This window comes from Hyalangium versicolor, assembly GCF_020103695.1.
Lineage (GTDB): Bacteria > Myxococcota > Myxococcia > Myxococcales > Myxococcaceae > Hyalangium > Hyalangium versicolor.
In genome coordinates, this window is record NZ_JAHXBF010000005.1 from 460,958 (window position 1) to 486,441 (window position 25,484).

Consider the following 25,484-nt stretch of genomic DNA (forward strand, 5'->3'; position numbering starts at 1 on the left):
ATCATGGCCGCTCGCCTGTTCATATCGTTCTTGCTCTTGACGCTCCTCGCTGCCTGCAGAACCACACGCGTGGTGTATCTCGACACAGGCGAGAAAACGCCGCACGCGCATATCCCTCTCAGCGATGCAAGCGCACCAGTAGAGATAACGGGAAAGGAACTCAAGCACATTATCAAGCAGCAAGCAATGAGGTTGAAGAATTCGCTCAATCCCGAGAGAGACGCCCGGCAACTCTTTGGGGTCACACCTCGCAGCGGCTGGTACGGATACACACAATATCAAGGGGTCACACCTCTCGAAACTCAGCCCTCACCCTCCCAATGGGCTCCATCTGATGTGCGAATAACCCAGGAGTACGTGAGACGCTGTGAGGCTTCTGGAAAGCAGCGGGATTGCCTGAAGCTATTGCTGAACAACCCCGTCATCACAGAGGACGGCCGCTATACGCTTGCCATGTCTTTCGCCATGGAAGAGGTACTGCCTGAGATGATGGAGTCTTTCAAGGACATGGCTGACCCAGAGGCCATCAAGGCATCCATTCTCTGGGCAATGACAATCTACGCTGTCTTGTGGATAGCGCCTGAACCGATCTCCAAAGGATTGGCAGCCGTCGTGACAGCCGGCTTCATCTGCTACGTCGGAGTGGACACTTTCTGGACACTCATTATGGGGTGGAGAGCCCTGATTGACGCAGTGGACCGTGCCACCTCGTTTTCGGAGATACGCGAAGCCGGAAGAAAATACGGCAAGGTGATGGGAAGAAATGCTGCGCGGGCGTTCGGTCTGCTCCTGTCAGCCGCCATTGGTCAGACGGTATCTAGCTTCTCTGCCTCAATCCCGACTCTGCCCGGTTCAGCGCAGGCTTCGGTGCTTGGAGCGACGCAAGCAGGAGTCCGTCTTGCGAACATCGCAGAGGTGGAGACGGTAGCCGTGACAGCGGATGGTATCACCATTGCCCTCGCTCCCACTGCTGTCGCTGCGGTGGCTGATGGCCTGCGGGGCGCAGCTTCCAGCCCGGTGGATGCAGAGGGTCACGAGCACCACATCGCCACCGACAAATGGACCGATGCGGCTCACAGTGGCGGCCCCTGGACACCCAAGTTCGAGGAGATCTTCGACCGCGCGGGTATGTCGCTGAATGACCCTGCCAACAAGGTTCGCGTCCGTGGCCACCAAGGCCCTCATCCGCAGGCGTATCACGAGGAGGTGTACGAACGCTTGGACCGAGCAACATCCATGTGCCGACCCCTCCAGCAGTGCCAGCAGTTGCTCACTGCGGAACTCAAGAGATTGGCCAGCGAAATTTCCACGCAGGGCTCTCGGCTCAACAAGCTCGTGACCCGAACTGAGTGACGAGGGGACTCACCGTAGGTATGAGATACTTCAAGCTATCGGAGGACGTCCTGATCCCAGGACGCTGGGAACTGAGGGCTCCACGGGATGAACAAGGACAGAAGATCTGGACCGGGCGATTCCGGAGAGGTGAGCCTGTTAGCTTGAATGGAGCAATCCGGATTCCCCTGTCGCGCCCTGGTAAACCGCTGGATTTCTCGGTGGCTGGAGCAGCGGTTCCCATCGTCCACGAGAAAGTGGCGAGCATCCTCCGCCGATTGGCTCCGAACGACGTACAGCTCATCCCAGTCAATGTCGAATCACAGCCAGACGAGTACTGCGCGCTCAATACTCTGCGCGTGGTGAGATGTATCGATGATGCAGCTTGCGAAGAAGTGCAGTATTGGTCAGACGAGGATGGCCAGCCGGAACTTGTGGGGGAATACCGTGTCGTCGCTGGCCTGCACATTGATCCCACAAAAGTGGACGACGCAAAAATCTTCCGCCCATGGGGCTGGCCAGTCGTTCTCCTCGTGTCCGAGGAGGTCAAAACCGCCTTCGAAGAGGCAGGGCTCTCTGGCTCAAAGTTCACCGATGTGACCGGTCCAGAGCGTGTCCATCAGAAGGAGTCCTACAAGGAGCTGACGCACGAAAAGCTGATGCACCAGGTGGACGCTGCTCGCGAAACGGCCTTCCGCTCACTTGGAGAACTCGAAGCGGAGGCCCTCGTTCCCATTGCCATGGGGGGACCGCTGTGGCCGGGTCACAGACAGGCGTGGCGCACCATCCACCGCTCAGGCAGCCACACGCTGCTGGCCACGGATGGGATGTCAGATCCGTTCATCGACCGGAGGGAGCCCTCAGCGGGTTTCGGCCTGGAACTCGTCATCGAGACGGACGAACCTGTAGAGCCCGTAGCGGGGAGTTGGCCCTTACGGTTGCTTCAGCGCGTGGCCGACGAAGTGGCTGAACATGAGCGAGTGCAATGGTTGCTCCTGAAGGGGCTCATGTCGATGGAGGTCTCGGGAGAGAACATGCCAGAGGCATTGGTCACCGATGAAGGACGCGTCGCGGTGTTGCTTGGCCTCGAGTCCAAGGGCATCCCTCGGGGCTTCATCACCCCCGCCGGTGAAGTGCGACTCGTCACCGTGAAGGCGCTACTTCCGGCCGAGTTGACCTATCTCCTCGATTACGGCCGGGGAGGCGACTCAGCGCTGGCAACGCTGTTCACGGAGAACGGCCAGGAGCACATCTGCCGCGCCACCAGGCAGCCCGTCGTATGATCCTGCCTTAAACGAGGAGTGTATGACCCAATCCAAACAAGCAACCGTGCGCGCCCAACCGCTGATCGCTGTGCGCGACGTGAAGGCCAGCAGCGCCTGGTATAAGGCCCTGCTCGAAGTGGAGTCCTCTGGGGACCCGGATCATCCACACCGGCTCATGTATGACCGGCTGATGAGCGGGGACACGCTCATTCTCCAGATCCACAGATGGGACGACGAGGAGCATCCCAACCTCACGCAGAGGGACAACGTACCGGCTGGACATGGTGTCCTCGTCTGGTTCGAAGTGGACGACTTCGATGCGGCCGTGGAGCGTGCGCGGAAGCTACGAGCAACAGTGGTCGAGGAGCCGCATGTGAACCCGGCGCCCCAGCACCGGGAGATGTGGCTCCGGGATCCAGACGGGTACTACGTGGTTTTGGCGAGCCGTGATGGGGAGGCGGCGTAGCGCTCTACTCGAGCCCGGCATCTCCGGATCCGGTTTCAGAGGGAGATGCTCCTCCTGTCACTCCACCATCGTTGACCTGTTCCGTCTCACGTACTGCCCGGACCCGATGAAGCCCGACGCACTTTCCCTCGAACGAAATGAGCGAGAGCTCGACCTCGATGCACTCGGGTCCCAGTCCGTTGAGTTCCTTGGCGAAAAGCGGGAAACGTAGGGTGCGCCCATACCAGTACCCTGGCTCGAGGATGAGGAGGTCTTCTTCCCGGCCACGAGGTGGGAAAGCATCCATGACGAGGAACGGAACGTTCTGGCGTGTCTGACAGTCCAAGACAGAGTTCACGTTCACATCGATGTTCGAGAACAGTCGCTTGTCCAGGCGCAGGCGCTCTCCCTCGGCACCCACAAGAAAATGCCCGGAGAGATACTCGCCGTCATAGTGGACTTCTTGGAGTTCTATCCTGGCACGTAGCGGCCGCTGCCCACAGCCCGCCAGTCCCGATTCCTGCGGCATTAAGGAGGTGTCAGCCGGAGTGGAAGGTGCCGAGTTTCGAAAGAAGGGAACCCCTGTGCATGCAGCGACCATCAGGAGTGCCAGTGGAGCCATCTCTCGATGAGTCATTTGCTGGAGGCAGGCAAAGATACTGCTTCGCTGAGCCTTCAAGCCTTCATCCTCACCGCCCGTCGATGGAGCAGTGCCTCGACCAGCAGCAACACCACGCCCAAGATCAGCGCCGTGGGACCAAACCAGTCTCCCCAGGCCACCATCAATGTGCCGATGTGCTCGGTCGGCGGGATCGTCATCGCCACTCCTGCCTGCTGACCGGTCTGTATCTCTCGGACGATCTCGCCCGTCGGAGTGATGTAGGCCGAGATGCCGGAGTTCGTCGCCCGTACCTGTGGCAATCGTGTCTCGATGCTCCGGAACGCCGCCAGCGTCAGGTGCAGCTTCGGTCCCGCCGACGTCCCGAACCACGAGTCGTTCGAGAGCGTCACGATCAGCTCCGCCCCCTTGCTCACCGCCTGAGCCACGTAGCCCGGGAAGATGGCCTCGTAGCAGATGAGCGGCGCCACCTTCAGCACCCGGCCCCCGCGCAGCGGGAAGTTCAGCGACTGCGGCCCAGGCCCTCGCTTCCAGGTCCCCAACCACGGCAACAACCCGCGCACCCAGGGCGGGTCCATCACGTCAGGCACCCACTCTGTCAGCGGGAAGAGCTTCGTCTTGCGGTAGACGCCCAGTTCCAGCCGCTTCTCCTCCGGGTTCCCCACCGGCCCCAGGAACATCGCCGCGTTGAACTCGCGATCGTGATCCAACTCGTACGCACCGAAGATCAGCGGGATCTGGCGCTCGCCCACGAACTGCGCGAGGTCCTGATCGAACTCCGCCCCATCCTGGCTCTTCGGCGAGCCGAACGTCGTCGGATACACCGTCTCCGGCCACACGATCAGGTCCGGCTTCGAGTCCTTCAGCAGCTCGTCCGACAGCTTGTAGTGCGTGTCCAGGATCATCCGGAGCGCGTCGTACATCCCCTTCTCTGCCGCCAGCCGCCCGTAGTCCGTGATGTTCGCCTGCACCACCCCGACCGTCAGCCCTGGCCCTGCTCCCACGCGCTCGCTGACCTGTCGATAACGAAAGGCTCCATACCCGGCGAGCACCGCCACCAGCGCCACCAGCACCGTCGCAGGAGTTCGCAGTTCCCTCTCACCCGGCCACTTCCAGCCCCGAGCCGAGAAGGCCTTCACCACCGCCAGGATGCACTCGTTTCCGAGAATCAGCGCCACCGTGAGGCCATGCGCTCCAGCGATGTCCGCCCCCTGCCGCAGCCAGACAGAGCTGTAGAGCCCCTGCCCCAGTGTGTCCGCGAAGAGCTTGGGCCATGCCCATTCCGTCCCCACGTATACCAGCGCTCCGATCAGCCCTACGCGCAGGAACGCCCGCTCCGGAGCCATCCGCCGCGCCAGGTGTCTCGCCAGCGCCGCGGTGATGAACTGCGGCTGCATGAACGGTCCGAACAGCAGCAACGCCAGCCAGAACATCCACATCGCCGAGGAGTGCGCGTAAGCCCCCAGCGCCTCCGCGAACCACCCGAAGATCACCACCGTGAAGACCACGCTGAGCACCAGCCCCGCCGCCAGCGCCTGCCGCACCGTCCGCGCCCGATCCAACACCGCCAGCCACGGCACGAGCGCCACCCAACCCAACCAGCCCCAGACCGGCTCGATCTTCCCGAACAGCCACACGCCCAGCGACGTCGCCACGGCCGCGAGGAGCATCTCCCCGAACCGCCGCCCCACGGACAACTCCGAACTCATGGCTTCGGCTCCACCTCGTTCGGATGCTCGGGATTCAGCATCCGGATCGGCAACCCCGGAGGCGCCAGCTCCGGCGGGACGATGCCGTTCTCCGGCACCTTCATGGGTTGGCCATTCGCATCCAGCGGAGGGTTCTCCGGGCTGAACATCAGGATCGCGGGCAACCGCTCGCCCTCATCCGAGGCCTGGTAGTGACGCACGTAGCCGGGAGGCAGCTCGAAGTCCTCCGGCACGATGATCCCCACCTTGATCGGATCCGTCCCAGGTGCAGGGAACAACATCATCCCCGAAGGGGCATCCCCGGGTTTCGGCATCTCGTAGAGCCCCTCGGGGAGCTGCTCGAGCACCTCCTCCGGTACCGCAGCCACCTGCTCCTGCACATGCTTGGGCAAGGCCTTCACCACCGGACGAGCAGGACGAGCAGGCTCCGGAGGCGCGGGCTTCGCCACCAGCGGGGCGGTCCTAGCCACCACCGGCAGGCCCTCCGCCTCCGGCGTGTCGAACATCAGCCACACGCTCAGCGCCAGGGCCGCGCACGTGAGAGCAATCCCGATCCCGAGCACCCACGCGACGCCACCTCCCGCGCGCCGTTGCTCGACCCGGACGACTCCATCGCTGTCGACGTGCCGCTGTGGGGCCGGGGGCTGCGCCGGCATGCTCGCTCAGGACCTCCAGGCTCCGTATAGTACCGGCCCCTCCCATCGAGGCCAATCCGCCCCACGCGGAGCCTCTCGCCTCCCACGAACCCCATGCACGCAGCAGCCGAGCCCGTCCCGCCTCCCACTCCCGGCGCTGACGCCGCTCCCCGCTTCCAGGTCCACGCCTGGCGGCCCGCCCTCCGGCTCCTCGCCATCGCGGCCCAGACCATCGGCACGGGAAGCCTGCTCTACCTGGCCGCTGCCGCCTTCCAGGGCTCGCTCGAAGGCCTGGAGCCCCTCGTCCCGTTCGGCCTGATCCTGCGACTCGCGCTTCAGCTCGTGGCGCTCCTCCTCCTGCCTTGGGCGCTCGCGGCGCTGCTGCGGCGCGTCACTTCCGGCACACTCACCGTGGAGCCCTCACGGCTCGTGCTCCAGCTCCGCGGCGTGCACTTCGAGATCCCCCGAGACTCCGTCTCCAGCGTCGAGCCCTGGAAGCTCCCCCTCCCCGGCGCCGGACTGGCGCTGCGGATGAAATCGGGGCGCCGCTTCCAGTATCAGCTCCAGGTGGAGAATCCCGCCGCGCTGCTCTCGACACTGGGCCTCACGCTGCCCACGGCAGCCACGGCGTCCGCACATCCGGGAACGCGCTTCGGCCAGGCCCTTCACGACTTGCGGCGACGCTTCTGGGACAAGCCCGCCTTCAAGTTCGGCCTCTTCCCGCTGCTGCCCACCGGCGTCATGTTCCGCGCGCACCAGTACATCACCTTCGGAGGCCCCTTCGGCGAATACGATCTGCTCGGGCTCGCGGCCTACCTGAAGACCTTCGCGGCCTTCTGGCACAGCTTCGCCCTCGGCCTGCTCCTGTACGCGGGCGTCTGGCGCATCGCCGCCGAACTCCTCGCATTCGGCCTCACCTGGCTCCTGCCCTCGCGCGCTCACGGCGTGCGCCAGTTCGCGGAGTGGGTGTGCCGGCTCGCGTACTACGTGGGCGCCCCCGCGATCATGGTGCAGCCCTTCCTCTGAGCCCCGGAAACACGAAGGCGCGCCCCCACTCCCGAAAGGAGCAGAGGCGCGCCCGGAACTCAGCGCGCGAGGTGCGTCAGAGCACTACGGAGCAGAGGGGTTGTACGTGGAGATCGACCAGCCCGACTTCTCATGGCCCCACTTGTTCCACTCGGTGTTCTTGCCGCTGACGATCTGCGCGTCCGTGAAGTCCGGAGTCGCCGAGCCCGAGCCCGTGCTGATCGTGGACTTGTAGTAGGTCGGGTGCGTGTCATCCGACTGGAGGTAGTCGTAGCTGGCGCTCGCGCTGGCGTAGTGCGTGTTGGAGTCACGCAGCGTGGCCTTCAGCGCGAGAATCCGGTTGACGTAGGCCGTCTCGCTCTCGCCGGCCTGGAAGCGCAGGGCGTCCACGTCGATCTGGCCGTCGCCGTTGGAGTCGTAATCGCTGCCCATCATCTCCGCGAAGGAGTCCGCGCACTTGAAGCCATACGTCGCCGCCAGGTTGCACGCGCGCCAGTTGCTCTTGAGCAGGTACGGCAGGAACTTGTCCCGGCGGTTGATCGTCGCTCCCGTGCTCGCGTCCTTGCAGCTGGTCTGCACGTTGTCCGCGTTGTAGCCCGGGTAGTAGATGTTCATGATGACCTTGACCTTGGCCGAGGTCGCGTACTGGTTGATGGCTTGCATGCCCTTCTCCATGTACGTGGTGCATGCGGCCAGCGCCGAGTCCAGGCCGCTGTAGCTACACGTGCCCGTCTGGTCCTTGAACGCAGTGCGAGCTTGCAGATAGTCGTTGCCGCACATCTCGAACATCACCACTTTGGCGTTGGTCGCCTGCATGTACGACTTCTCGGCGATGATCTTGTTGTTATAGATGTCGTCGGCCTTGGCGCCGGACTTGGTGCGGCGGACGACCTCGATGTTGGCGTTCCACTGCTTGCCCAGGTACTCGCCGCTGATGTACGGCTCGGCGCGGCGGGCCACGCTGAACAGGCCGCCGTTGTAGCCGGCGAAGATCGAGTCGCCGTAGGCCACCACGCGATAGGTGCTCGTCGCACCGGTGCGGTTGATGGTCCACGAAGTGTTCTGGTTGATGGTGCTGGCGGCGGCAGAGCCGCTCACGACAGTGGCTGCCATTGCGCACGCCGCGGTAGCGCCACGCAGATTGAGACGAAGGGACATGACTGCCTCCTAGGCTCCCGGGGGATGGGAGGCGCGCAGGGTACAGATGGCCCACCGTTCATTTCCAGGAAAAACAGTACAAATTCCAATAAACAGCAAGTGACGCATTGCGCTAACAAATAACTCAACCCGTGAACCTCGCGCAGTGCGTCATGAGGCGTTTCAGCCCAGCAATCCCTCCAGGGCCATGACTCGCTGCGTCTTCACATTGATCACCTTGCCGGTGCGCTCCAGCACACCCTCTCCCACGACGAAGAGGGCGCCGTGGATGTCGCGGCGGCAGCGTTCGTAGACATCCGGAGGCACCACGAGGTTGGCAATGCCTGTCTCGTCCTCCAGGGAGATGAAGCACATGCCCTTGGCGGTGGGAGGCCTCTGTCGGGTGATGAGCATTCCGCCCACCGCCACACGCCGGCCCGGGTTCACCCTCTTGAGCCCCTCGGCGGACACCGCGCCCAGCTTGCGCAGAGCGGGACGCAGCAACTCCAGCGGGTGCTTCTCCAGGGAGAGCCCCACCGTCTCGAAGTCCGCTTCTACCCGTTCGGCCACGCTCATGGGCGGCAGTTCCACCTGCGTGCCATCCATGGGCAGCCCGAAGAAGAGATCATCCTCGTCCAGCGGACCCAGGGCCTGGATGTCCCACAGCGCCTGCCGCCTCGAGCCGCACAGCGCGGCCAGCGCTCCGGCCAGCGCCAGACGCGTCAGCTCGTGCCGGGGGATACGGGCCCGCCGTGCCAACTCGCCCACGCTCGCGTAACCCTGCCCGCGCGCAGCCGCCACGCGCTTCCCGGCCGACTCGTTCAGCCCGCGCACCAGGCGCAGCCCGAGCCGCAGCACCCCGCCCTCCTCCAGCGTGCAGTCCCAGTCCGATTGACGCACATCCACCGGACGCACCTCCACGCCGTGACGCTTCGCATCAGCCACCAGCGTGTGCGGCGCGTAGAAGCCCATGGGCTGCGAGTTGAGCAGCGCCGCGCAGAAGGCCTGCGGGTAGTGGCACTTGAGCCACGAGGATGCGTAGGCGATGAGCGCGAAGGACGCCGAGTGCGACTCCGGGAAGCCGTAGTGCGCGAAACCGCGGAACTGCTCGAACAGTTCCTCCATGTACTCGCGCGAGTAGCCCCGCTTCACTCCGCCGTCCACGAAGCGTATGCGGTAGGGCTCAAGCAACTGCTCGGCGCGCTTGTGGCCTAGAGCCCGGCGCAGGCCGTCCGCCTCGCCCGCCGTGAAGCCTCCGGCCACCATCGCCAGCTTCATGGCCTGCTCCTGGAACAGCGGCACGCCCAGCGTCTTCTCGAGGATGGCGCGCACCTCGGGCGTCGGGTATGTGGCCTCCTCCTTGCCCTCCCTGCGCCTCAGGAACGGGTGCACCATGTTCCCGATGATCGGCCCGGGGCGGATGATCGCGATCTCGATCACCAGATCATAGAAGGTGCGCGGCTTGAGCCTCGGCAGCATGCTCATCTGCGCCCGGCTCTCGATCTGGAACACGCCCACCGAGTCCGCGTCGCAGAGCATGTCGTAGACCTTCGGATCCTCCGGAGGGATCGTCGCCAGCGACAGCTCCCGGCCGAAGTGCTGGCGGATGAGCGCGAAGCACTTGGCCACCGCCGTGAGCATGCCCAGCGCCAGCAGGTCCACCTTGAGCACGCCCAGCGCGTTGATGTCGTCCTTCTCCCACTGGATGACGGTGCGGCCCTTCATCGCCGCGTTCTCCACGGGGATGAGGTCCACCAACGGCTCACGGGTGATGACGAAGCCGCCCACGTGGATGGAGAGGTGGCGCGGGAAACCCTCGATGTCCTGCGCCAGCGTGAGCGTCTGCCGCACCCGGCTGTCGAACGCGGACAGCCCCGCCTCGGCCAGCACCTCGGGCGTCACGTCGAAGCCGTACGCAGCCGACACCTTCGAGAGCCGATCCACCTGATCCAGCGACAGCCCCAGCGCCTTGCCCACCTCACGCAGGGCCAATCGTCCCCGGTAGCAGATCACCTCGCAGACCATGCCGGCGCGGTGACGGCCGTGCTTCTCGTAGACGTACTGGAGCACCTCTTCCCGGCGCTCGTGCTCGAAGTCCACGTCGATGTCGGGTGGCTCCTTGCGCTCCATGCTCAGGAATCGCTCGAAGAGCAGCCCCATGCGCACCGGATCGATGGCCGTGATCTGCAGCGCATAGCAGACCGCCGAGTTCGCCGCGCTGCCTCGCCCCTGACAGAGGATGCCGCGCGAGCGCGCGAAGTGGACGATGTCCCAGAGCGCCAGGAAGTAGCCGGGGAAGTCCAGGGCCTCGATGAGCCGCAGCTCGTGATCGATCTGCTTGCGGACATCGCCGGGCAGGCCACCCGGGTAACGGAACGCGAGACCCTCCTCGGTGAGCACGCGCAGGTGATCCATGGCCGTGCGCCCGGGAGGCAGATCCTCCTCGGAGAAGTGGTAGCGCAGCTCATCCAGCGTGGCGTGGCAACGGCTGGCGATCTCCAACGAGCGCTCCAGCACCTCGGGGCGGTCCCGGAACAGCCGAGCCATCTCCGCGGGAGACTTCAGCGTGCGCTCGGCGTTGGGCTGCAACCGGGTGCCCGCCTTGTCCACCGTCGTCTTGTGGCGGATGGACGTGAGCACATCCTGGAGCGGCTGCCGGCGCCGGTGGTGGGTGTGCACGTCGTTGTGCGCGCACAAGGGCACTCCGAGCGTACGCGCCAGGGCGTCGGCCTGGGCCTCGCGCGCCTTGTCCCCCGCGGACAGCGTGCGGCACAGCCCCACGTGGAAGCGGCCGGGGAAGGCCTCGGCCAGGGGCGCCACCTGCTCGGCACGCGCGGGGTTCGGCAGCAGCGCGATCAGGCCCTCGGAGCGCTCGGCCACCTCGCGCCAGGGCAGCCCCGCCTCTCCCTTGGGGTGCGTCATCCGGCTGGCCGACACCAGGCGGCACATGTTGGCGTAGCCGGTCGAGTCCATGGCGTAGATCACCACCGGAGGCCCGTCCGTCAGCGTCAGCTCCGTGCCCAGGATCAGCTTGAGGCCATGCTCCTTGGCCGCCAGGTGCGCCTTCACCACGCCATACAGTCCGTCCCCATCCGTCAGCGCCAGCGCCTGCAGCCCGAGCCGCGCGGCCGTGGCCACCAATTCCTCCGGATGGGAGGCGCCTCGGAGGAACGAGAAGTTGGAGCGGCAGATCAGCTCGGCGTACACAGCCCCTAAGTTACTGGACGTGCGTTCAGACCGCAGCCAGGAAAGATCGGCAAATGTCGAATCTCTGGGACTTCCTACCGGTCCGATTTCCGGACCGGTTTGCGGGACACAGAAGTGCGAGCCCCATATCTATCTAGAAGAAAACCTGGGGGATGGGCAGGTTTGACAGGACGCCGAGCCCACTGCCAAACAGGAGCCCGACATGGAGCTGACTCCCACCGACTGGCAGCTGTGGATCATCGCGGCGCTCGTACTCGGCGCCCTGGAGATCAAGCTCTCTGGCTTCGTCACGCTCTGGTTCGCGGTCGGCGCCCTAGCCGCGGCGCTCGTGGGAGCGCTGGGGCTGGGCATCAACGTACAGCTCCTGCTCTTCACGGTGGTGTCGGTGGCTCTGTTCGCCGCCTCTCGGACGATCTTCAAGGAGGCGTTCATGCGCTCGGCCAGCCCCTTGAAGACGGGGGTGGAGGCAATGGTTGGCCAGGAGGCCGTAGTGACTGAGGCCTTGTCGGATCCTCACGGAGGAACTGTTCGGATCAATGGAGAGCTGTGGACGGCGCGCTCGCTGTCGGGCCCGGTGCCCGAGGGCGAGCGGGTCACCGTCGAGCAGGTGGATGGATTGAAGCTGTGGGTGCGGCGCCCCTCCGCGTCGCTCGAAACTTCCGCAGTCCTGAAGAAAGAGAGAACGAAATGACGGTGTTGCTCATCGTCGCGGCGCTGGTGGTGATCTTTGCCCTCATCACCGGTATCCGCATCGTGCCGCAGGCCAAGGTGATGGTGATCGAGCGGCTGGGGAAGTTTCACAGCGTGGCGCACAGCGGCTTGAACATCCTGATTCCGTTCCTGGACAGCCCGCGCCCCATCGAGATGCGCACGGGCAACCGCTTCATGCGCAGCGCCATGGTGGATCTGCGCGAGCAGGTCATGGGCTTCGAGACCGTGCAGGTCATCACCCATGACAACGTGACGATGGAGGTGGGCTCGGTCATCTACTACCAGATCGTCGATCCGGCGAAGGCGCTCTACCAGATCGAGAACCTGGCGATGGCCATCGAGCAGCTCACGATGACGAACCTGCGCAACATCATGGGCGGGCTGACGCTGGACCAGACGCTGACCAGCCGCGAGACGGTGAACACCAAGCTGCGCATGGTGCTGGACGACGCCACGGAGAAGTGGGGCGTGAAGGTGACGCGGGTGGAGTTGCGCGAGATCGAACCGCCCGGAGCCATCAAGGAGGCCATGGCCAAGCAGATGACGGCCGAGCGCGAGCGCCGCGCCGAGGTGACGAAGGCCGAGGGCGACAAGTCCGCGGCGATCCTCCAGGCCGAGGGCGAGAAGATCTCGCGGATCCTGCGCGCCGAGGCCGAGCGCGACGCGGAGGTGGCGCGCGCCGAGGGCCACAAGCGCGCGGTGGTGCTGGAGGCCGAGGCGAAGGCGGAGGCCACCCGGCTGGTGTTCGAGGCGGTGCACTCGGGCCGGGCGACGCCGGAGGTGCTGGCGCTGCGCTACCTGGAGACGCTGCAGGAGTTGGGCAAGGGCAACAACAAGGTGTTCGTCCCCTACGAGGCCAGCGCGGCCCTGGGCAGCGTGGGCATGCTCAAGGAGCTGTTCAACAAGGAGGGCGATGCCACATCGTCTCCGCCGCAGCAGGGCCGGCCCGCGTCGAACCTGGGGGATCAGACCATCCGGGTGCAGAAGCAGCCGGCCCCGATCCCCGTGCGCCGGGGCCCGCCGATTCCGCAGGATGAGTAGTCTCCCTGGCTACTTCGCCACGGAGGCTGTCGTCACTCCGTAGATCGCGTCGCGGACCTGGGTTGGGAAAACACCCGCCATGCCCTCGAAGGCCGTGTTGGTCAGCGCCACCACGGTCACGCGCTTCTGGGGATCCACGAACCAGGTGTGACCGTAGGCACCTCCCCACTCGTAGGTCCCTGCGGACTGCGGGGTGTGGGCCTGGGCCGGATCGAGCACCACCGCGGCACCGAACCCGAAGCCCCAACCCAGGCCTCGGGCGTTGATGGGAAGCGTGCCCGTCTGGCTGGTTCCCACCAGTGAAGCCGTCTTCGCCGTCAGCACCGGTCCGCTGCCCGTACGCACCGACTCGAGGAACTTCACGTAGTCACGGGCCGTGCCCACCATTCCGGCGCCACCAGAGGGGAACGAGCGCGGATCGAGCGCTCGGGAGGGCGAGAAGCGGGCGCCCGCTCCACCAAAGGGGACGACCTGCGGATCGCCCATTCGCACGGGCTCCGGCTTGCCATCGGCATAGGGCGTCGCGAGCCGCGCCACGTCCTTCACGGTGAAGCCGGTGTCCGGCAGGCCAAGAGGCGCGGTGACCAGCTGCTCGACCACGCGCGGCAGAGGCGCCCCGCCCGCCTTCGCGACGACCGCGCCCAGCACATCGGTCGCCACCGAGTAGCCCCACTGCTTCCCCGGCTCATAGGAGAGCGGGACGGAGGCGATGCGCTTCAGGTTCTCTTCCAGGCTCAAGCCCGGCTCATCGAGCCCGTCGGAGACACCAGCCCGGTGGTATGGCCCGTCTCCTCCGGGCTCGAAGAAGCCGTAGCTCAGCCCCGCCGTGTGGGTCAGCAACTGGCGCACGGTGATGACCGCCTCACGCCCGTCCGCCAGCTTGGGCCGGAAGTCCGGGAGCCACTTGGAGACAGGATCGTCCAGCCGAAGCTTGCCCTGCTCCACCAGCTTCAGCGCGGCCACCGAGACGATGGGCTTCGACATGGAGGCCAGACGGAAGATCTCGTCCTTCTTCATGGGCCGCTTGGATTCGCGATCGGCCAACCCCGCAGCGCGCTCGTAGACGATCTTGCCGTCCTGCGCGACCACCACCACCGTTCCGACGATGCGCCGGTCCGCCAGCGCCTGATCGATGGCTCGGTCCAGTCGCTCGGTGAGCGACGGAGCCTGCGCGAAGGCAGGGCCCGCCAACCCCAGGAGAACGCTGGCCACTGCCAACAGGTATCGAGATGGAAGACTCATATGCGTGACGCCCCTATATTTAGAGTGTTCGCTACGAATTAACCCGGGCCTCATCCAATTTCCAGAGTGATCGCTATGAAAAAGAGCACTACCCCTTCCAGGCCCCGGGGCCGCCCTCGAGGATTCGACCGCGACGTGGCGCTGGACCAGGCGCTCGATCTGTTCTGGAGGCGGGGTTACGAAGGCACGTCCATCGCCGATCTCACCGAGGAGCTGGGGATCACTGCGCCGAGCCTCTACACGGCCTTCACCTCGAAGGCGGACCTCTACCGGGAAGCGCTGGAACGCTACCGGGAGCAGCGGGGAACATTCACGGCGCGCGCCCTGATCGAGGAACCCTCCTTCAAGGAGGCCATGACTCGAATGCTGCGCGATACAGCCCACGAGTTCACACGTCCTGACCGTCCCCGAGGGTGCATGGTGTCCACCGCAGTCCTCACCTGTGCCTCGGAGAACGAGGATGTGGCCCGGCACACAACGAGTCTGCGGAACCAGTCTCTGGACATGTTACGCACGCGGATCGAGAGAGCGATCGCCGAAGCCGAGCTGCCCGCCGAGACCGATGCCGAGGCGCTCGCCCGGTTCCTCGGTGCCGTGATCCAGGGCATGTCCGTGCAGGCCCAGGACGGTGCGGACGAGGCCACACTTCTCACCATCGCCGAGACCGCGCTGAGGGCGATCGACTTCCAGAAGCAGTAGACTGCCCAACCTCCGCCCGAGGAGTCTGGAATGCCGAAACAGCCGTGGTTCTGGGGGATGGCCGTGCTGCTGTGGAGTGCGGCCTCTGCTGAGGCAAGGCCCCAGCCCTCCACGGAGCCCATGCGGCTCCCACCCGGCGTGACGAAGGTCATCAACCTCCCACCGGGGGTGCGCGGCTTCGCCATCCGCGACGAGGAGCTGCTCCAGGCGCGTCCCATCGGCAACCGTCAGCTCGCGGTGTACGTCTCGCCCGAGAACCAAGGCGACACCCGGCTGCTCCTCTTTGGCCCCGAGGGTCCCATCCGCACGTTCGACATCCGCGTGAGGCGCATGGATGTCTGGCAACGGGTCTGTGATCTGTGCAGGTTCCTGCCCCCGGATTCGCTGCTCGAGCTCGATATCGCAGGGACCACTTTCATGGTGCGTGGGCCCGCATTGTCGCTCGACGACGCGCGCGGAGTGAGGCTCATGCGAGCGATCTACCCTTACATCTTCGTCGACGTGCAGCTGGTCGATCGGGCGTTGCGCGAAGCGCTCCTGCAAATCAACCACGAGCTGTGGCGCGCGGGTTTCCTCGATGCGAGCGCCATCGTGGTAGGAGATCGGGTGGTGCTGACCGGACGATTCTCCAGCAGCACCGATGAGGCCCGCGCGCACCTCACCCTCGCCCCTTACGCCGAGTGGCTCGAGGATCGGCTGCTGCCTACCCCCGAGCCAGCGCCCTGAGCCCGGAGGCCCAGGGCACCTGTCGTCCACCCGCCTCTACTTCGTGTGCTGGAGGAACCAGGAGTAGAGGTCGACGTTGTACGGATCCCAGTTCGGGTTGGTCGGCCTCTGCATCCCCCTCAGATCGTAGGTGATGGTCCACGAGTCGTGGAACTCGTCGGGATAGAGCGTCAGCCGGGTCTCCACGGGAGGCACGCTGCAGTTCCTGATCGTCTGGACACCCGCGATGTCGAGAGAAGCGAGCGTCTCTTTGTTGTCGTCCTTCTCACCGTGGAAGACCCACATGGGAACTGTCGCGAACTGCGCGCAGGAGATGCCACCCCAGAGGGCATTGCCCGCGATCGGCGACACCGCGGCGAACTCCACCGTGCTGCCATAGGTGTTCACGTAGCTCCACGTGGCGATCCCGCCCAGGGACAGGCCCGTGAGGTACATCCGGCTCTCGTCCACGCGGTAATGCGCCTTGACGAAGTTGAGGACATCCCGGATGAAGTTTGGCTCGTACCAGATGAACTGCGGGGACACGACGATGAACTTGTCGTGCGCGGCGAACGTCCCCGCCTGGATCTGGCCGGTGAGGCCCTGCCCCAGCAGCTTCGACAACTCCGACTCCCCGTTGCCTCGCTCACCCAGGCCATGGAGCATGATGATGAGCGGCCACTTCTTCGTCGGGTCCGCGTCGTACTGGCTCGGCAGGTACTCGTAGTAGCCGAACGGCGGCTGCGTGCCGAACCTCGTGGAGCTCTTCTTGACCGCGGTCTGCACACCGTAAGGCACCGGCCCGTTGGGCGCCGGGTTCACGAGAAGCGTGGCCTCCGCCGTGGCGCTCGCCCCGCCGTTGTCCGTGACCGTCAGCCGGAACTTGTACGTGCCCGCGACCAGCCCCGAGACAGTCGCCGTCGCCGTGGTCCCACCGCTGATCGTGGCCGTGTTCGGACCGGACACCTGCGTCCACTGATAGGAGCTGATCGTCCCATCCGAATCCGTACCCGCTCCGCGCAGGGTCGCGGTCGCCGTGGGCAGGGTGATGGCGCCCGGAGGCGTGATGGACGCGACAGGCGGCTGATTGGGAGGCGGCGTTCCGTCCGCCAGATAACCGTAGATGAGGATCTCGTTCACGCCCGCGTACATCCCGCGCGAGTACTGGATGTAGCGCGTCGTGACGGAGGTGAGCGGGAAGATCCTCCACTGCTCCCAACCCGTGCTCTGGCTGGTCACCTGCCGCGTCCACTGACCCGGGCTACCGGTATCGAAGTTGACGGCGTCCGTGCTGAAGGTGTCGAAGTACGCCACGTGCGTGACGACGTACTGCGCGCCCAGATCGATGTAGAACCCCGCCGGGTAATCGGCCGTATTCCAGCTCTGCTCGCTCCAGTTGGTGGTCGGCTTGCCGCCGGTTCCCAGGACCGGATCTCCCGCCAGCGTCTGCTCATCGAATGCGGTGGAGTAGTTGCCCTGGGCCGGCCTCGCCGGATCCAGACGGACCATGGCCGCGGTGATCGGGATCTTCGCCGTCACCGAGGCAGCCTGTCCGCGCTGCGAAGCATCGGTCTCCAGCGGTGACTCCGACTCGAACTCTCCCGAGCACCCCACCAGCCCCCACAAGCAGAGCAGCGCGACCAGTCGTCTCATCCAGGCGTCTCCTCGACATTCGGCCTCGCCATCCCGCAGGGGCGAGGCAGGTGAATGCAGTGACCCTGAGCAATTTCCACGCCCCTGCCCGGAATATTCCATTTTCCATAAAAATCATGGATTTAATGGATTGCTGGTTTACCCCAGGCGGGATGTTGCTGGTGTGACGGCCCCCCTCAGAGTGAGGGGAGCACCCCTCAAATCCGCGAGACGTGGGCGGCCGATCGTCCTACAAGTTCCCTGGGCTACGGGTGCCTATTCCGGGGTGAGCCATGAAGAAGCTGATCAACCGTCCGCAAGACGTGGTCACTGATGCGCTGCGCGGCATGGCCGCCGCTCACGGGGATCTGGTCCGGGTGAACTTCGAGCCCCACTACGTGGTCCGCAAGGACGCGCCAGTGCGCGGCAAGGTGGGAATCCTCTCGGGCGGAGGCTCGGGACATGAGCCCATGCACGGCGGCTTCGTGGGCCTGGGCATGCTGGACGCGGCCTGCCCCGGCGCGGTGTTCACCTCCCCCACTCCGGATCAGATGCTCGCGGCGTCCCAGGCCGTGAATGGCGGCACGGGCGTGCTGCACATCGTGAAGAACTACACGGGTGACTGCCTGAACTTCGAGATGGCCGCCGAGCTGGCTCGCGCCGAAGGCATCGAGGTGGAGCAGGTGCTCACCAATGACGACGTGGCCGTGCAGGACAGCCTGTACACCGCGGGGCGGCGCGGCGTGGGTGTCACCGTCCTGGTGGAGAAGCTGGCCGGTGCGGCCGCGGAGCAGCGTCGCCCGTTGAAGGAGGTGGCGGAGATTGCTCGCAAGGTGAATGCGCAGGGCCGCAGCATGGGCATGGCGCTCACCTCGTGCACCGTGCCTCATGCGGGCAAGCCCACCTTCGAGCTGGCCGAGGATGAGATGGAGCTGGGCATCGGCATCCACGGCGAGCCCGGCCGCCAGCGGGTGAAGCTGGCTCCTGCCTCCGAGGTGGCCGCGATGCTGGTGGAGCCCATCCTGGGCGATCTGCCCTTCAAGTCGGGCGACTCGGTGCTGGCCTTCGTCAACGGCATGGGCGGCACGCCCTTGATCGAGCTGTACATCCTCTATGCCGAGGTGGCTCGAATCCTGGAGGCCAAGGGGATCCGGATCGCTCGCAACCTCGTGGGTTCCTACATCACGTCCCTGGAGATGGCGGGGTGCTCCGTCACCCTGCTGCGAGTGGATGACGAGCTCATCCGGCTGTGGGACGCACCCGTGAAGACCCCGGCCCTGCGCTGGGGCGTCTGAGCCTTCTCCCTTCCTCCGAGTCCACCGAACCATGCCCATCACCCGAGACGCCATCGCACAGTGGATCCAGGCATACGCGGCCGCCATCGCCGAGCAGAAGGACGCCCTCACGCAGCTCGACATGGCCATTGGCGATGGAGACCACGGGGAGAACATGCACCGCGGCTTCCAGGCAGTGCGGCTCAAGCTCCCGGCCGTGGCGGAGCAGGACATCGGCACCCTGTTGAAGACGGTGGCCATGACGCTGATCTCCACCGTGGGTGGGGCGAGCGGACCGCTCTATGGGACGCTGTTCCTGCAGATGGCGACGCGGACCGCTGGCAAGCAGGAGCTGACGCCCTCGGAGCTGGCCGAGGCACTGAAGGCCGGCATCGATGGCGTCATCTCGCGAGGCAAGGCGGCCCTCGGAGACAAGACGATGATCGATGCGCTGCACCCGGCGATCGAGGCGTTCCAACAGGCGCTCGGGCAGGGAGCGGAGCTGAAGGATGCGCTGAACAAGGCGGCCACGGCGGCCGAGCAGGGCCGTCAGGCCACCATTCCCCTGGTGGCGCGCAAGGGCCGGGCCAGCTACCTGGGTGAGCGCAGCGCGGGCCACCCGGATCCGGGAGCCACGTCGTCGCTCCTGCTGATCCAATGCGCCGCCAGGACCCTGGGTTGACCTCCGCCACCGAGACTCGCGCCATGGTTGGACTCGTCATCGTCTCGCACAGCAGCCGGCTGGCCGAAGGCGTGGCGGAGCTCGCGCGAGAGATGGCCGGCCCCGAGGCTCGCATCGCCACCGCGGGAGGGCTCGAGGGACCGGACTCGCCGCTGGGGACCGATGCCACCCGGGTGATGCAGGCCATCGAGCGCGTGTACTCGGATGCGGGCGTGGTGGTCTTGATGGATCTCGGGAGCGCGGTGCTGAACGCCGAGCTGGCGCTGGACCTGCTCCCTCCCGAGTACCGTGAGCGAGTGGTGCTCTGTGGCGCGCCGCTGGTCGAGGGCGCGGTGGCTGCGGCGGCACAGGCGCGCGGCGGAGCCACGCTGGAGCAGGTGGCCGCGGAGGCTCGTGGGGCGCTGAGGGCCAAGCAGGAGCAACTCGTGGAACCTGCGCCGCGCCCTACCCCGCCTGCGCGGACCACGAGCGGGCCCGAGCTCACGCTGCGCCTCACCGTGCCCAACGCGCTCGGCCTGCATGTCCGCCCGGCCGCGCGACTGGCTCAGACGGCGATGCGGTTCACCGGAGATCTCCGGCTGCGCAACCTCACCACCCACAGCGAAGCGGTGGAGGCCCGGAGCATCAACTCGGTGATGATGCTGGGGGTACGCCAGGGGCACGAGGTGGAGTTCATCGCCACGGGTCCGGAGGCCACCTCCGCGCTGGAGGCACTGCGCCAGCTGGCCGCCATCAACTTCGGAGATGAGCCGGCCGCGCCGCGTCCTCCTGTCCCGCAACGGAGCTCTCCACCGGCGCAGGAAGACTCCTCACCGTGGCTCACGGGCATCCCTGCCGCTCCGGGCATCGCTATCGGCCCGGCGGTGCTGCTCCATCCTCCAGCAGAGGAGAGAGACACGGGGGCGGCCGCGTCACCGCAGGAGGAGTGGACCCGGCTGCAGCGGGCGCTCGCCACCGTGCGGAAGGAACTGACGGCAATGCGTGCCTCCGTGGCCCTGCGTTCGGGCAGTCAGACCGCGGGGATCTTCGAGGGCCACCTCCTGCTGCTGGGAGATGATGTGCTGCTCCGAGCAGCGCACGAAGCACTCCATGCCAGGGCCCGAAGCGCCCTCTCAGCGTGGAATGGGGCCGTGGAGGCGATGGCCCTTCGCTATGAGGCGCAGGAGGATGAACTCCTGCGCTCCCGAGCGGCCGATGTCCGCGACGTGGGGCGCCAGGTCTCAGCGGTTCTGGGGGGCGCCGCTCCTCTGGCCGGGAACCTCGCGCTCTCGGGCATCTTGATCGCCAGGGACTTCGCGCCCTCGGACGTGGCTCGGCTGGACGCGCGCAGTGTCCAGGGGCTGTGCGCGGCACGTGGGGCGGCCACCAGCCACGCGGCCATCCTGGCGCGCTCGCTGGGCATCGCCGCTGTGTTCGGCCTGGGAGACGCGATCCTACAAGTGTCTGAGGGCACGCCCCTCATCGTGGACGCCACGGCGGGGCGCGTGTGCCCCCGACCCGAGGAGGAGTTGCTGGCTCAGTACCAGCAGCGCGTCAAAGAGGAGGAGCGCTCCCGGAAGGCGGCCCTCGAGCTGCGCGCTCAACCGGCCCTCACCCGTGACGGACGCCAGGTGGAGGTAGCCGCCAACATCAGCAACGCGGCCGAGGCCCGATCCGCGGTCGAGGCTGGAGCCGAAGGCGTAGGCCTCTTCCGCACCGAGTTCCTCTTCCTGGGGCGGCCGGCGGCACCGGATGAGGACGAGCAGTATCAGGCCTATCGCGATGCGGCCGAGGCACTGGAGGGCCGATCGCTGATCATCCGCACCCTGGACATCGGAGGCGACAAACCCCTGCCCTATCTCGGCATGAGGAGCGAGGCCAATCCCTTCCTCGGCCTGCGAGGCCTGCGCTTCTGCCTCGCCCACCGAGAGCTCTTCTCGATCCAGCTCCGAGCCATCGCGCGCGCCGCGGCAGAACATCCCATCCGCGTCATGTTCCCCATGGTGACGACGCTCGAGGAATGGCGAGAGGCTCGCGCCCTCTGGAACGAAGCAGCCCGTGCCTTCCCCGAGGCTGCACGCACGGAGGTGGGGCTCATGCTCGAAGTTCCCTCCGCGGCGCTCCTGGCGCCCCACCTGGCGGAGGAGGCCAGCTTCTTCTCCCTCGGGACGAATGACCTGACGCAGTACCTGTTCGCCGCGGAGCGAGGCAACGCCAGCGTGGCTCACCTGGCGGATGCGCTGCACCCGGCGTTGCTGCAAACAGTGGCTCGAGTGGTCGAGGCGGCACACGCCCGGGGCCGGTGGGTGGGCATCTGCGGTGAGCTGGCTGGAGACGTGCTGGCCACTCCCCTGCTCGTCGGGCTCGGCGTGGATGAGCTGAGCATGAGTGCTCCCGCAATCGCTGCCGTGAAGCAGGCCCTCCGCACCTGTCATGCGGCAGAAGCGCGGACGCTGGCCCAGCAAGCGCTCGCCTGCCCCAGCGCGGCGGAGGTGAGGCGTCTTCTAGGCCCCTGAGCCGGCAAGCGCCTGCTCGTCCCCTACCCCATCGGCAAGGAGGCGAGCTGCCATGCCATGCCGCAGCAGCGTCAAAGGGCATCGGCGTGCCTACCCTCCCAGCAACGGGAGGCTGACACGGTGCGCGCCGTGAGCGCTCCCACGCACAACAGGGGGAGCTCCCATGATGCTGCTGCACGAGTTGCACCCGTCCGTGGTCCATGCCCCGCTGGTCTTGCTGCCCACGGCCACCACTGCTGATCTGATCGCGGTCTTGAGCGGAGATCCCGCCTGGGCCCGGGTAGGCCGCAGGCTCTGGATCGCCGGCGCGGCGAGCGCCCTCTTCTCGGGCCTGGCTGGGTTGGCCGCCTCGCAGGAGGTGAAGCTCGACCCACCGCAGGCGCGAGACATGACGTTCCTCCACGGGCTGGGCAACGCCGTCATCACCGTGAGTGCCATTGGCGTGACGCTGTGGCGGTTGCGGCGTCCCCCCACGCTCGGCCAGGCCCTGCTCGGCGTGGTGGCCAACATGGCGGCGATCTACACCGCCAGTCTGGGCGGTAAGATGGTCTACGAACTGGGAGTGGGCATCAACCCGATGCCGGAGGGAGTCGCCTCGGGAACGACGAAGGGCCCCAGGCTCCTGTCTCGCGAGGCGCCCGCCGCGCTCGTGCGCGACGCGCTCCAGGGCGTGCGCTGGCTGTTCACCCGGGCAAAGAGCCTCATCACCGGCGATCAGCCTCTGGCTCCGGGCGCCGAGGGCCTCCGCCCCAACGAGGAGTTCCCTCCCGCCGTGGCCAGCGGCAACTCCTCACCGGAGAGCCGGGTCCACCTTCACTGAGGCCAGGCCTCGCACCCTGCACCACCTCGGTCAGTGCATGGACCCCATGGGCTCGGAAAAAAAAATGAGCCGCTCGTGAACCCAAAAGCCGCTGCGGTGTCTTCACCTCCGAAGACTCGCAGCACGGAGGGACGAGCATGGTGAACGCATTCATCGAGGGTGGCTTTGGGATGTACCCCACGCTGTTGGCCGGACTGGCGCTGTTGGCCGCGAGCATCCAGTACTCGCGCCGTCCCGAGCGCCGGTACGTACCGCTGTTGTTGTCACTTGGTGTGTTCACGCTCCTCGCGGGCGGCCTTGGCTTCATCACGGGAGTCATGACCTGCCTGACCTACTACGCGAGCGAGGCTGTCCGTGACCCGATCGTCCTCACCCTGGGGGTGAAGGAGTCGCTGAACAACGTCGCGCTGGCGCTGCTGCTCAGCGTGATGTCGGCGATCTTCGCCTCCGTGGGGGCGTGGCGCCTGTCTCGCCATCCGCAGCCCGCGACCGCGCACTGACAGAGGGCGCGGAATCGTCGTCACATGCAGGGGGTTGCATGCGGGACGGCTTGAGCCTATATCTTTCGCCGTCTCCGACCTGTGCGAGGTTGATACTCCATTGAAGATGAACTCCTGAAATCCGCGGCCCCGAGCCTTCCCTTCGTCGAGCCCTGCGCTCGACCGGATTCAGGAGTTCCTTCATGTCATCCCTTCGCGCGCACGGCGTGTCTTTCGCTTATTCGGATGCTGTCTCCCTGCTGACCGACGTGGAGTTCCACCTCTCGCCTGGCTGGACGGGGCTCGTGGGTGCCAATGGCGCCGGCAAGTCCACGTTGCTCCGGGTGCTCTCGGGCGAGCTGAAACCCACCGAGGGGCACTTCCAATACGAGCCTCGTGATCCCGCCGTTCGGCTCTGTCCTCAGAGCGTGGAGGAGCTGAGCCCGGAGATCAGCGCCTTCGCGGAGGCGTGGGATTCGGTGTCCCGGCGGGTGCTCGGGCAGCTCGGGCTGGAGCCCGGCGCGCTGGAGCGCTGGTCCACGCTGTCGCCGGGCGAGCGCAAGCGGTGGCAGATCGGCGCGGCGCTCGCGAGCGAGCCGGACGTGCTGCTGCTCGACGAGCCCACCAACCACCTGGACGCGGAGGCGCGCGGGTGGCTCATCTCTGCGTTGCGGCGCTTCCGAGGCATCGGGATCGTCGTCTCACACGATCGAACGCTGCTGGAGGAGCTGACCACCTCGACGCTGCGCGTCCACGCAGGCGGAGCTCGACTCTGGCCCGGGGCATACTCCGCTGCGCAGCAGCACTGGGAGTCCGAGCGTGAGGGCCAGCTCGCCTCCCGGCAACAGGCGCAGGAGCACCATCGCCGATTGCAACGGCAGCTCGACCAGGCTCGCCGGGATCAACAGGCTGCCGCGGCGCAGAAGAGCACGGGCCGGCGGATGAGGAACAAGTACGACAGCGACGCGCGTGGGATGGGAGCCACCACGCTCGCGAGCTGGGCGGAGGACCGGCTGGGGACCAACGTGGGAGTGCTGCGGCGGGAGACGGAGCGAGCCGCGGAGGCCATAGGCGAGTTCCAGGTGGACAAGACGGTGGGACGTTCGGTCTTCGTGGACTACGTGCGCTCTCCGAACCCGTGGCTGTTCACCCTGGAGAATGCGCCGCTGCGCGCGGGGGATGTGGAGTTGTTGGAGCCGCTCACCCTCTCGGTCGGCCGGGAGAGCCGTATCCGGATCGAAGGGCCGAACGGGGCCGGGAAGACGACGCTGCTGAGAGCGCTGCTCACCCATGCCCGGGTGCCGCTGGAGCGGGTGCTCTACCTGCCACAGGACGTGGGAGCAGAAGAAGCCACGGCTGCGCTCGAGACGGTACGAGCACTGCCGCCCGAACAGCGAGGGCGGGTGTTGTCCCTGGTAGCCGCGCTGGGAGTGGATCCCGAGCGGTTGCTGGCTTCGGAGCAGCCGTCACCAGGAGAGACGCGCAAGCTGCTGATGGCCCAGGGCCTGGGGCAGCACGCCTGGGCGCTGGTGCTGGACGAGCCCACCAACCACCTGGATCTGCCCTCCATCGAGCGGCTGGAGGCGGCTCTTCGCGAATACCCGGGAGCGTTGCTGCTGGTGACACACGACACGCACTTCGCGCGTCAGTGCACCACGGAGCGGTGGCTCGTATCCGGAAGGACGATCACGATGTCCACCGACTGAGGAAACCCGCGCTCACGCCGCGCGCCAGTCACTCCCATCAATCCCGACGAACTCCACCTGGCAGTTGCCAGGGGGAACGCCGTCCACCCGGATACGGCCCCTGTCGTCGGACACGCGCTCGCGCACCGATCCATCCGGCAGCTTCAGCCGCACACGCTGCCCCGCGACCGGTTCACCCTCCTCGTCCTCGAGCTGGATTCCCACCCAGCTCGTGGGCTCGGAGTCGTTCTTCCAGTCATCCTCCTCCGCCTTCTCACGCTCCGGGAGGATGAACACCGGCCGAGGCACCCGGAGCAGCGCCAGCCGTCCGCTCTCGAACGCGCCCTCCAGCTCCAGCCACATCTGCTCGAGGAACTGGCGCCGCTCGAACATGGAGGGCCCCGAGCGCTGCTGCCCTCCCAGCGCACCGTAGACCTCCAGCAGCGTCCGCTCCGCCGCCGAATCTCCCCTCAGCCCGCGCAGCCGCCAGCTGACGGTGTTCGCCGGGATCCGCTGTCCGTCCTCCGAGGAGTGCAGCTCCAGGCTCCGGACGACGAGATACTCGTCCATCAACCCTCGCAACCTCCACGTCCGCCGGTAGCCTGCGTTGTCCGCCATGGGTCTCCCCTGGCCCTCAGTCTACC

General features: G+C 66.3%; 22 protein-coding genes. 14 read left to right on the forward strand and 8 right to left on the reverse strand.

Features of this window, described 5'->3' with window-relative positions; genetic code table 11:
* The first annotated feature begins 3 nt into the window (after positions 1-3).
* The 3 genes from KY501_RS13475 to KY501_RS13485 are packed head-to-tail and all read left to right on the forward strand — an operon-like array spanning position 4 to position 3,063.
* Positions 4-1,353 (forward strand): AHH domain-containing protein, encoded by a 1,350-nt coding sequence (locus KY501_RS13475; protein ID WP_224363312.1) that lies wholly within the window; start codon positions 4-6, stop codon positions 1,351-1,353.
* A 20-nt stretch (positions 1,354-1,373) separates the two neighbouring features.
* Positions 1,374-2,615 carry a suppressor of fused domain protein gene (locus KY501_RS13480; RefSeq protein WP_224363313.1) on the forward strand — a complete coding sequence of 414 codons (1,242 nt, stop codon included), beginning with the start codon at positions 1,374-1,376 and terminating at the stop codon, positions 2,613-2,615.
* Positions 2,616-2,637: 22 nt separating this feature from the next.
* The gene (locus KY501_RS13485) at positions 2,638-3,063 is read left to right on the forward strand and encodes a VOC family protein (RefSeq protein ID WP_224363314.1); all 426 of its coding nucleotides are present in this window, start codon (positions 2,638-2,640) and stop codon (positions 3,061-3,063) included.
* Positions 3,064-3,067: 4 nt separating this feature from the next.
* Here the strand turns inward: KY501_RS13485 and KY501_RS13490 are convergent, their stop codons facing one another.
* From KY501_RS13490 to KY501_RS13500, 3 genes are read right to left on the reverse strand one after another with little or no spacing between them, the layout of a single operon-like run.
* On the reverse strand, positions 3,068-3,721 hold the full coding sequence (locus KY501_RS13490) for a hypothetical protein (RefSeq protein WP_224363315.1): 654 nt from the start codon (positions 3,719-3,721) through the stop codon (positions 3,068-3,070).
* On the reverse strand, positions 3,718-5,370 hold the full coding sequence (gene lnt / locus KY501_RS13495; protein ID WP_224363316.1) for an apolipoprotein N-acyltransferase: 1,653 nt from the start codon (positions 5,368-5,370) through the stop codon (positions 3,718-3,720). The genes KY501_RS13490 and lnt overlap by 4 nt, the downstream gene beginning before the upstream one ends.
* Positions 5,367-6,026: a hypothetical protein gene (locus tag KY501_RS13500; RefSeq protein ID WP_224363317.1), complete on the reverse strand. Its 660-nt coding sequence runs from the start codon at positions 6,024-6,026 to the stop codon at positions 5,367-5,369. The genes lnt and KY501_RS13500 overlap by 4 nt, the downstream gene beginning before the upstream one ends.
* A 93-nt stretch (positions 6,027-6,119) precedes the next feature.
* On the opposite strand from KY501_RS13500, the gene KY501_RS13505 reads away from it, so the two are divergent.
* Positions 6,120-7,031, forward strand: coding sequence for a hypothetical protein (locus KY501_RS13505; protein WP_224363318.1), 912 nt, complete (start codon positions 6,120-6,122; stop codon positions 7,029-7,031).
* Positions 7,032-7,115: 84 nt separating this feature from the next.
* Here KY501_RS13505 and KY501_RS13510 read toward each other — a convergent pair whose 3' ends face one another.
* Positions 7,116-8,189, reverse strand: a complete 1,074-nt coding sequence (locus KY501_RS13510) for an SGNH/GDSL hydrolase family protein (protein WP_224363319.1) — start codon at positions 8,187-8,189, stop codon at positions 7,116-7,118.
* Between the two features lie 162 nt (positions 8,190-8,351).
* Entirely contained in the window at positions 8,352-11,375 is a 3,024-nt protein-coding gene (locus KY501_RS13515) for an error-prone DNA polymerase (RefSeq protein ID WP_224363320.1), read from the reverse strand.
* 202 nt (positions 11,376-11,577) lie between these two features.
* Here KY501_RS13515 and KY501_RS13520 point away from each other — a divergent pair, with 202 nt between their 5' ends.
* Positions 11,578-12,066: an NfeD family protein gene (locus KY501_RS13520; RefSeq protein WP_224363321.1), complete on the forward strand. Its 489-nt coding sequence runs from the start codon at positions 11,578-11,580 to the stop codon at positions 12,064-12,066.
* Positions 12,063-13,127 carry an SPFH domain-containing protein gene (locus tag KY501_RS13525; protein WP_224363322.1) on the forward strand — a complete coding sequence of 355 codons (1,065 nt, stop codon included), beginning with the start codon at positions 12,063-12,065 and terminating at the stop codon, positions 13,125-13,127. The genes KY501_RS13520 and KY501_RS13525 overlap by 4 nt, the downstream gene beginning before the upstream one ends.
* 9 nt (positions 13,128-13,136) lie before the next feature.
* Here the strand turns inward: KY501_RS13525 and KY501_RS13530 are convergent, their stop codons facing one another.
* A complete protein-coding gene (locus tag KY501_RS13530) occupies positions 13,137-14,369 on the reverse strand; it encodes a serine hydrolase domain-containing protein (RefSeq protein ID WP_224363323.1) in 1,233 nt (410 codons plus the stop codon).
* A gap of 135 nt (positions 14,370-14,504) precedes the next feature.
* Between KY501_RS13530 and KY501_RS13535 the strand changes: the two genes are divergently transcribed.
* Positions 14,505-15,068: a TetR/AcrR family transcriptional regulator gene (locus KY501_RS13535; protein WP_224363324.1), complete on the forward strand. Its 564-nt coding sequence runs from the start codon at positions 14,505-14,507 to the stop codon at positions 15,066-15,068.
* A 30-nt stretch (positions 15,069-15,098) separates the two neighbouring features.
* Positions 15,099-15,794: a pilus assembly protein N-terminal domain-containing protein gene (locus KY501_RS13540; RefSeq protein WP_224363325.1), complete on the forward strand. Its 696-nt coding sequence runs from the start codon at positions 15,099-15,101 to the stop codon at positions 15,792-15,794.
* Positions 15,795-15,830: 36 nt separating this feature from the next.
* Here the strand turns inward: KY501_RS13540 and KY501_RS13545 are convergent, their stop codons facing one another.
* Entirely contained in the window at positions 15,831-17,426 is a 1,596-nt protein-coding gene (locus KY501_RS13545; protein WP_224363326.1) for a carboxylesterase family protein, read from the reverse strand.
* A gap of 272 nt (positions 17,427-17,698) precedes the next feature.
* Here KY501_RS13545 and dhaK point away from each other — a divergent pair, with 272 nt between their 5' ends.
* From dhaK to KY501_RS13575, 6 genes are all read left to right on the forward strand, one after another.
* Complete coding sequence (gene dhaK, locus KY501_RS13550; RefSeq protein WP_224363327.1) at positions 17,699-18,700, forward strand: dihydroxyacetone kinase subunit DhaK; 1,002 nt, start codon at positions 17,699-17,701, stop codon at positions 18,698-18,700.
* A 31-nt stretch (positions 18,701-18,731) separates the two neighbouring features.
* Positions 18,732-19,361 (forward strand): dihydroxyacetone kinase subunit DhaL, encoded by a 630-nt coding sequence (gene dhaL / locus KY501_RS13555; RefSeq protein WP_224363328.1) that lies wholly within the window; start codon positions 18,732-18,734, stop codon positions 19,359-19,361.
* Positions 19,362-19,384: 23 nt separating this feature from the next.
* Positions 19,385-21,856 (forward strand): phosphoenolpyruvate--protein phosphotransferase, encoded by a 2,472-nt coding sequence (gene ptsP, locus KY501_RS13560; RefSeq protein ID WP_224363329.1) that lies wholly within the window; start codon positions 19,385-19,387, stop codon positions 21,854-21,856.
* Positions 21,857-22,019: 163 nt separating this feature from the next.
* Positions 22,020-22,676, forward strand: coding sequence for a DUF2231 domain-containing protein (locus tag KY501_RS13565; RefSeq protein ID WP_224363330.1), 657 nt, complete (start codon positions 22,020-22,022; stop codon positions 22,674-22,676).
* Between the two features lie 137 nt (positions 22,677-22,813).
* The gene (locus KY501_RS13570) at positions 22,814-23,176 is read left to right on the forward strand and encodes a hypothetical protein (protein ID WP_224363331.1); all 363 of its coding nucleotides are present in this window, start codon (positions 22,814-22,816) and stop codon (positions 23,174-23,176) included.
* A gap of 182 nt (positions 23,177-23,358) precedes the next feature.
* Complete coding sequence (locus KY501_RS13575) at positions 23,359-24,861, forward strand: ATP-binding cassette domain-containing protein (protein ID WP_224363332.1); 1,503 nt, start codon at positions 23,359-23,361, stop codon at positions 24,859-24,861.
* A gap of 12 nt (positions 24,862-24,873) precedes the next feature.
* Here the strand turns inward: KY501_RS13575 and KY501_RS13580 are convergent, their stop codons facing one another.
* Entirely contained in the window at positions 24,874-25,458 is a 585-nt protein-coding gene (locus KY501_RS13580) for a carboxypeptidase-like regulatory domain-containing protein (RefSeq protein WP_224363333.1), read from the reverse strand.
* Between the last annotated feature and the right edge of the window lie 26 nt (positions 25,459-25,484).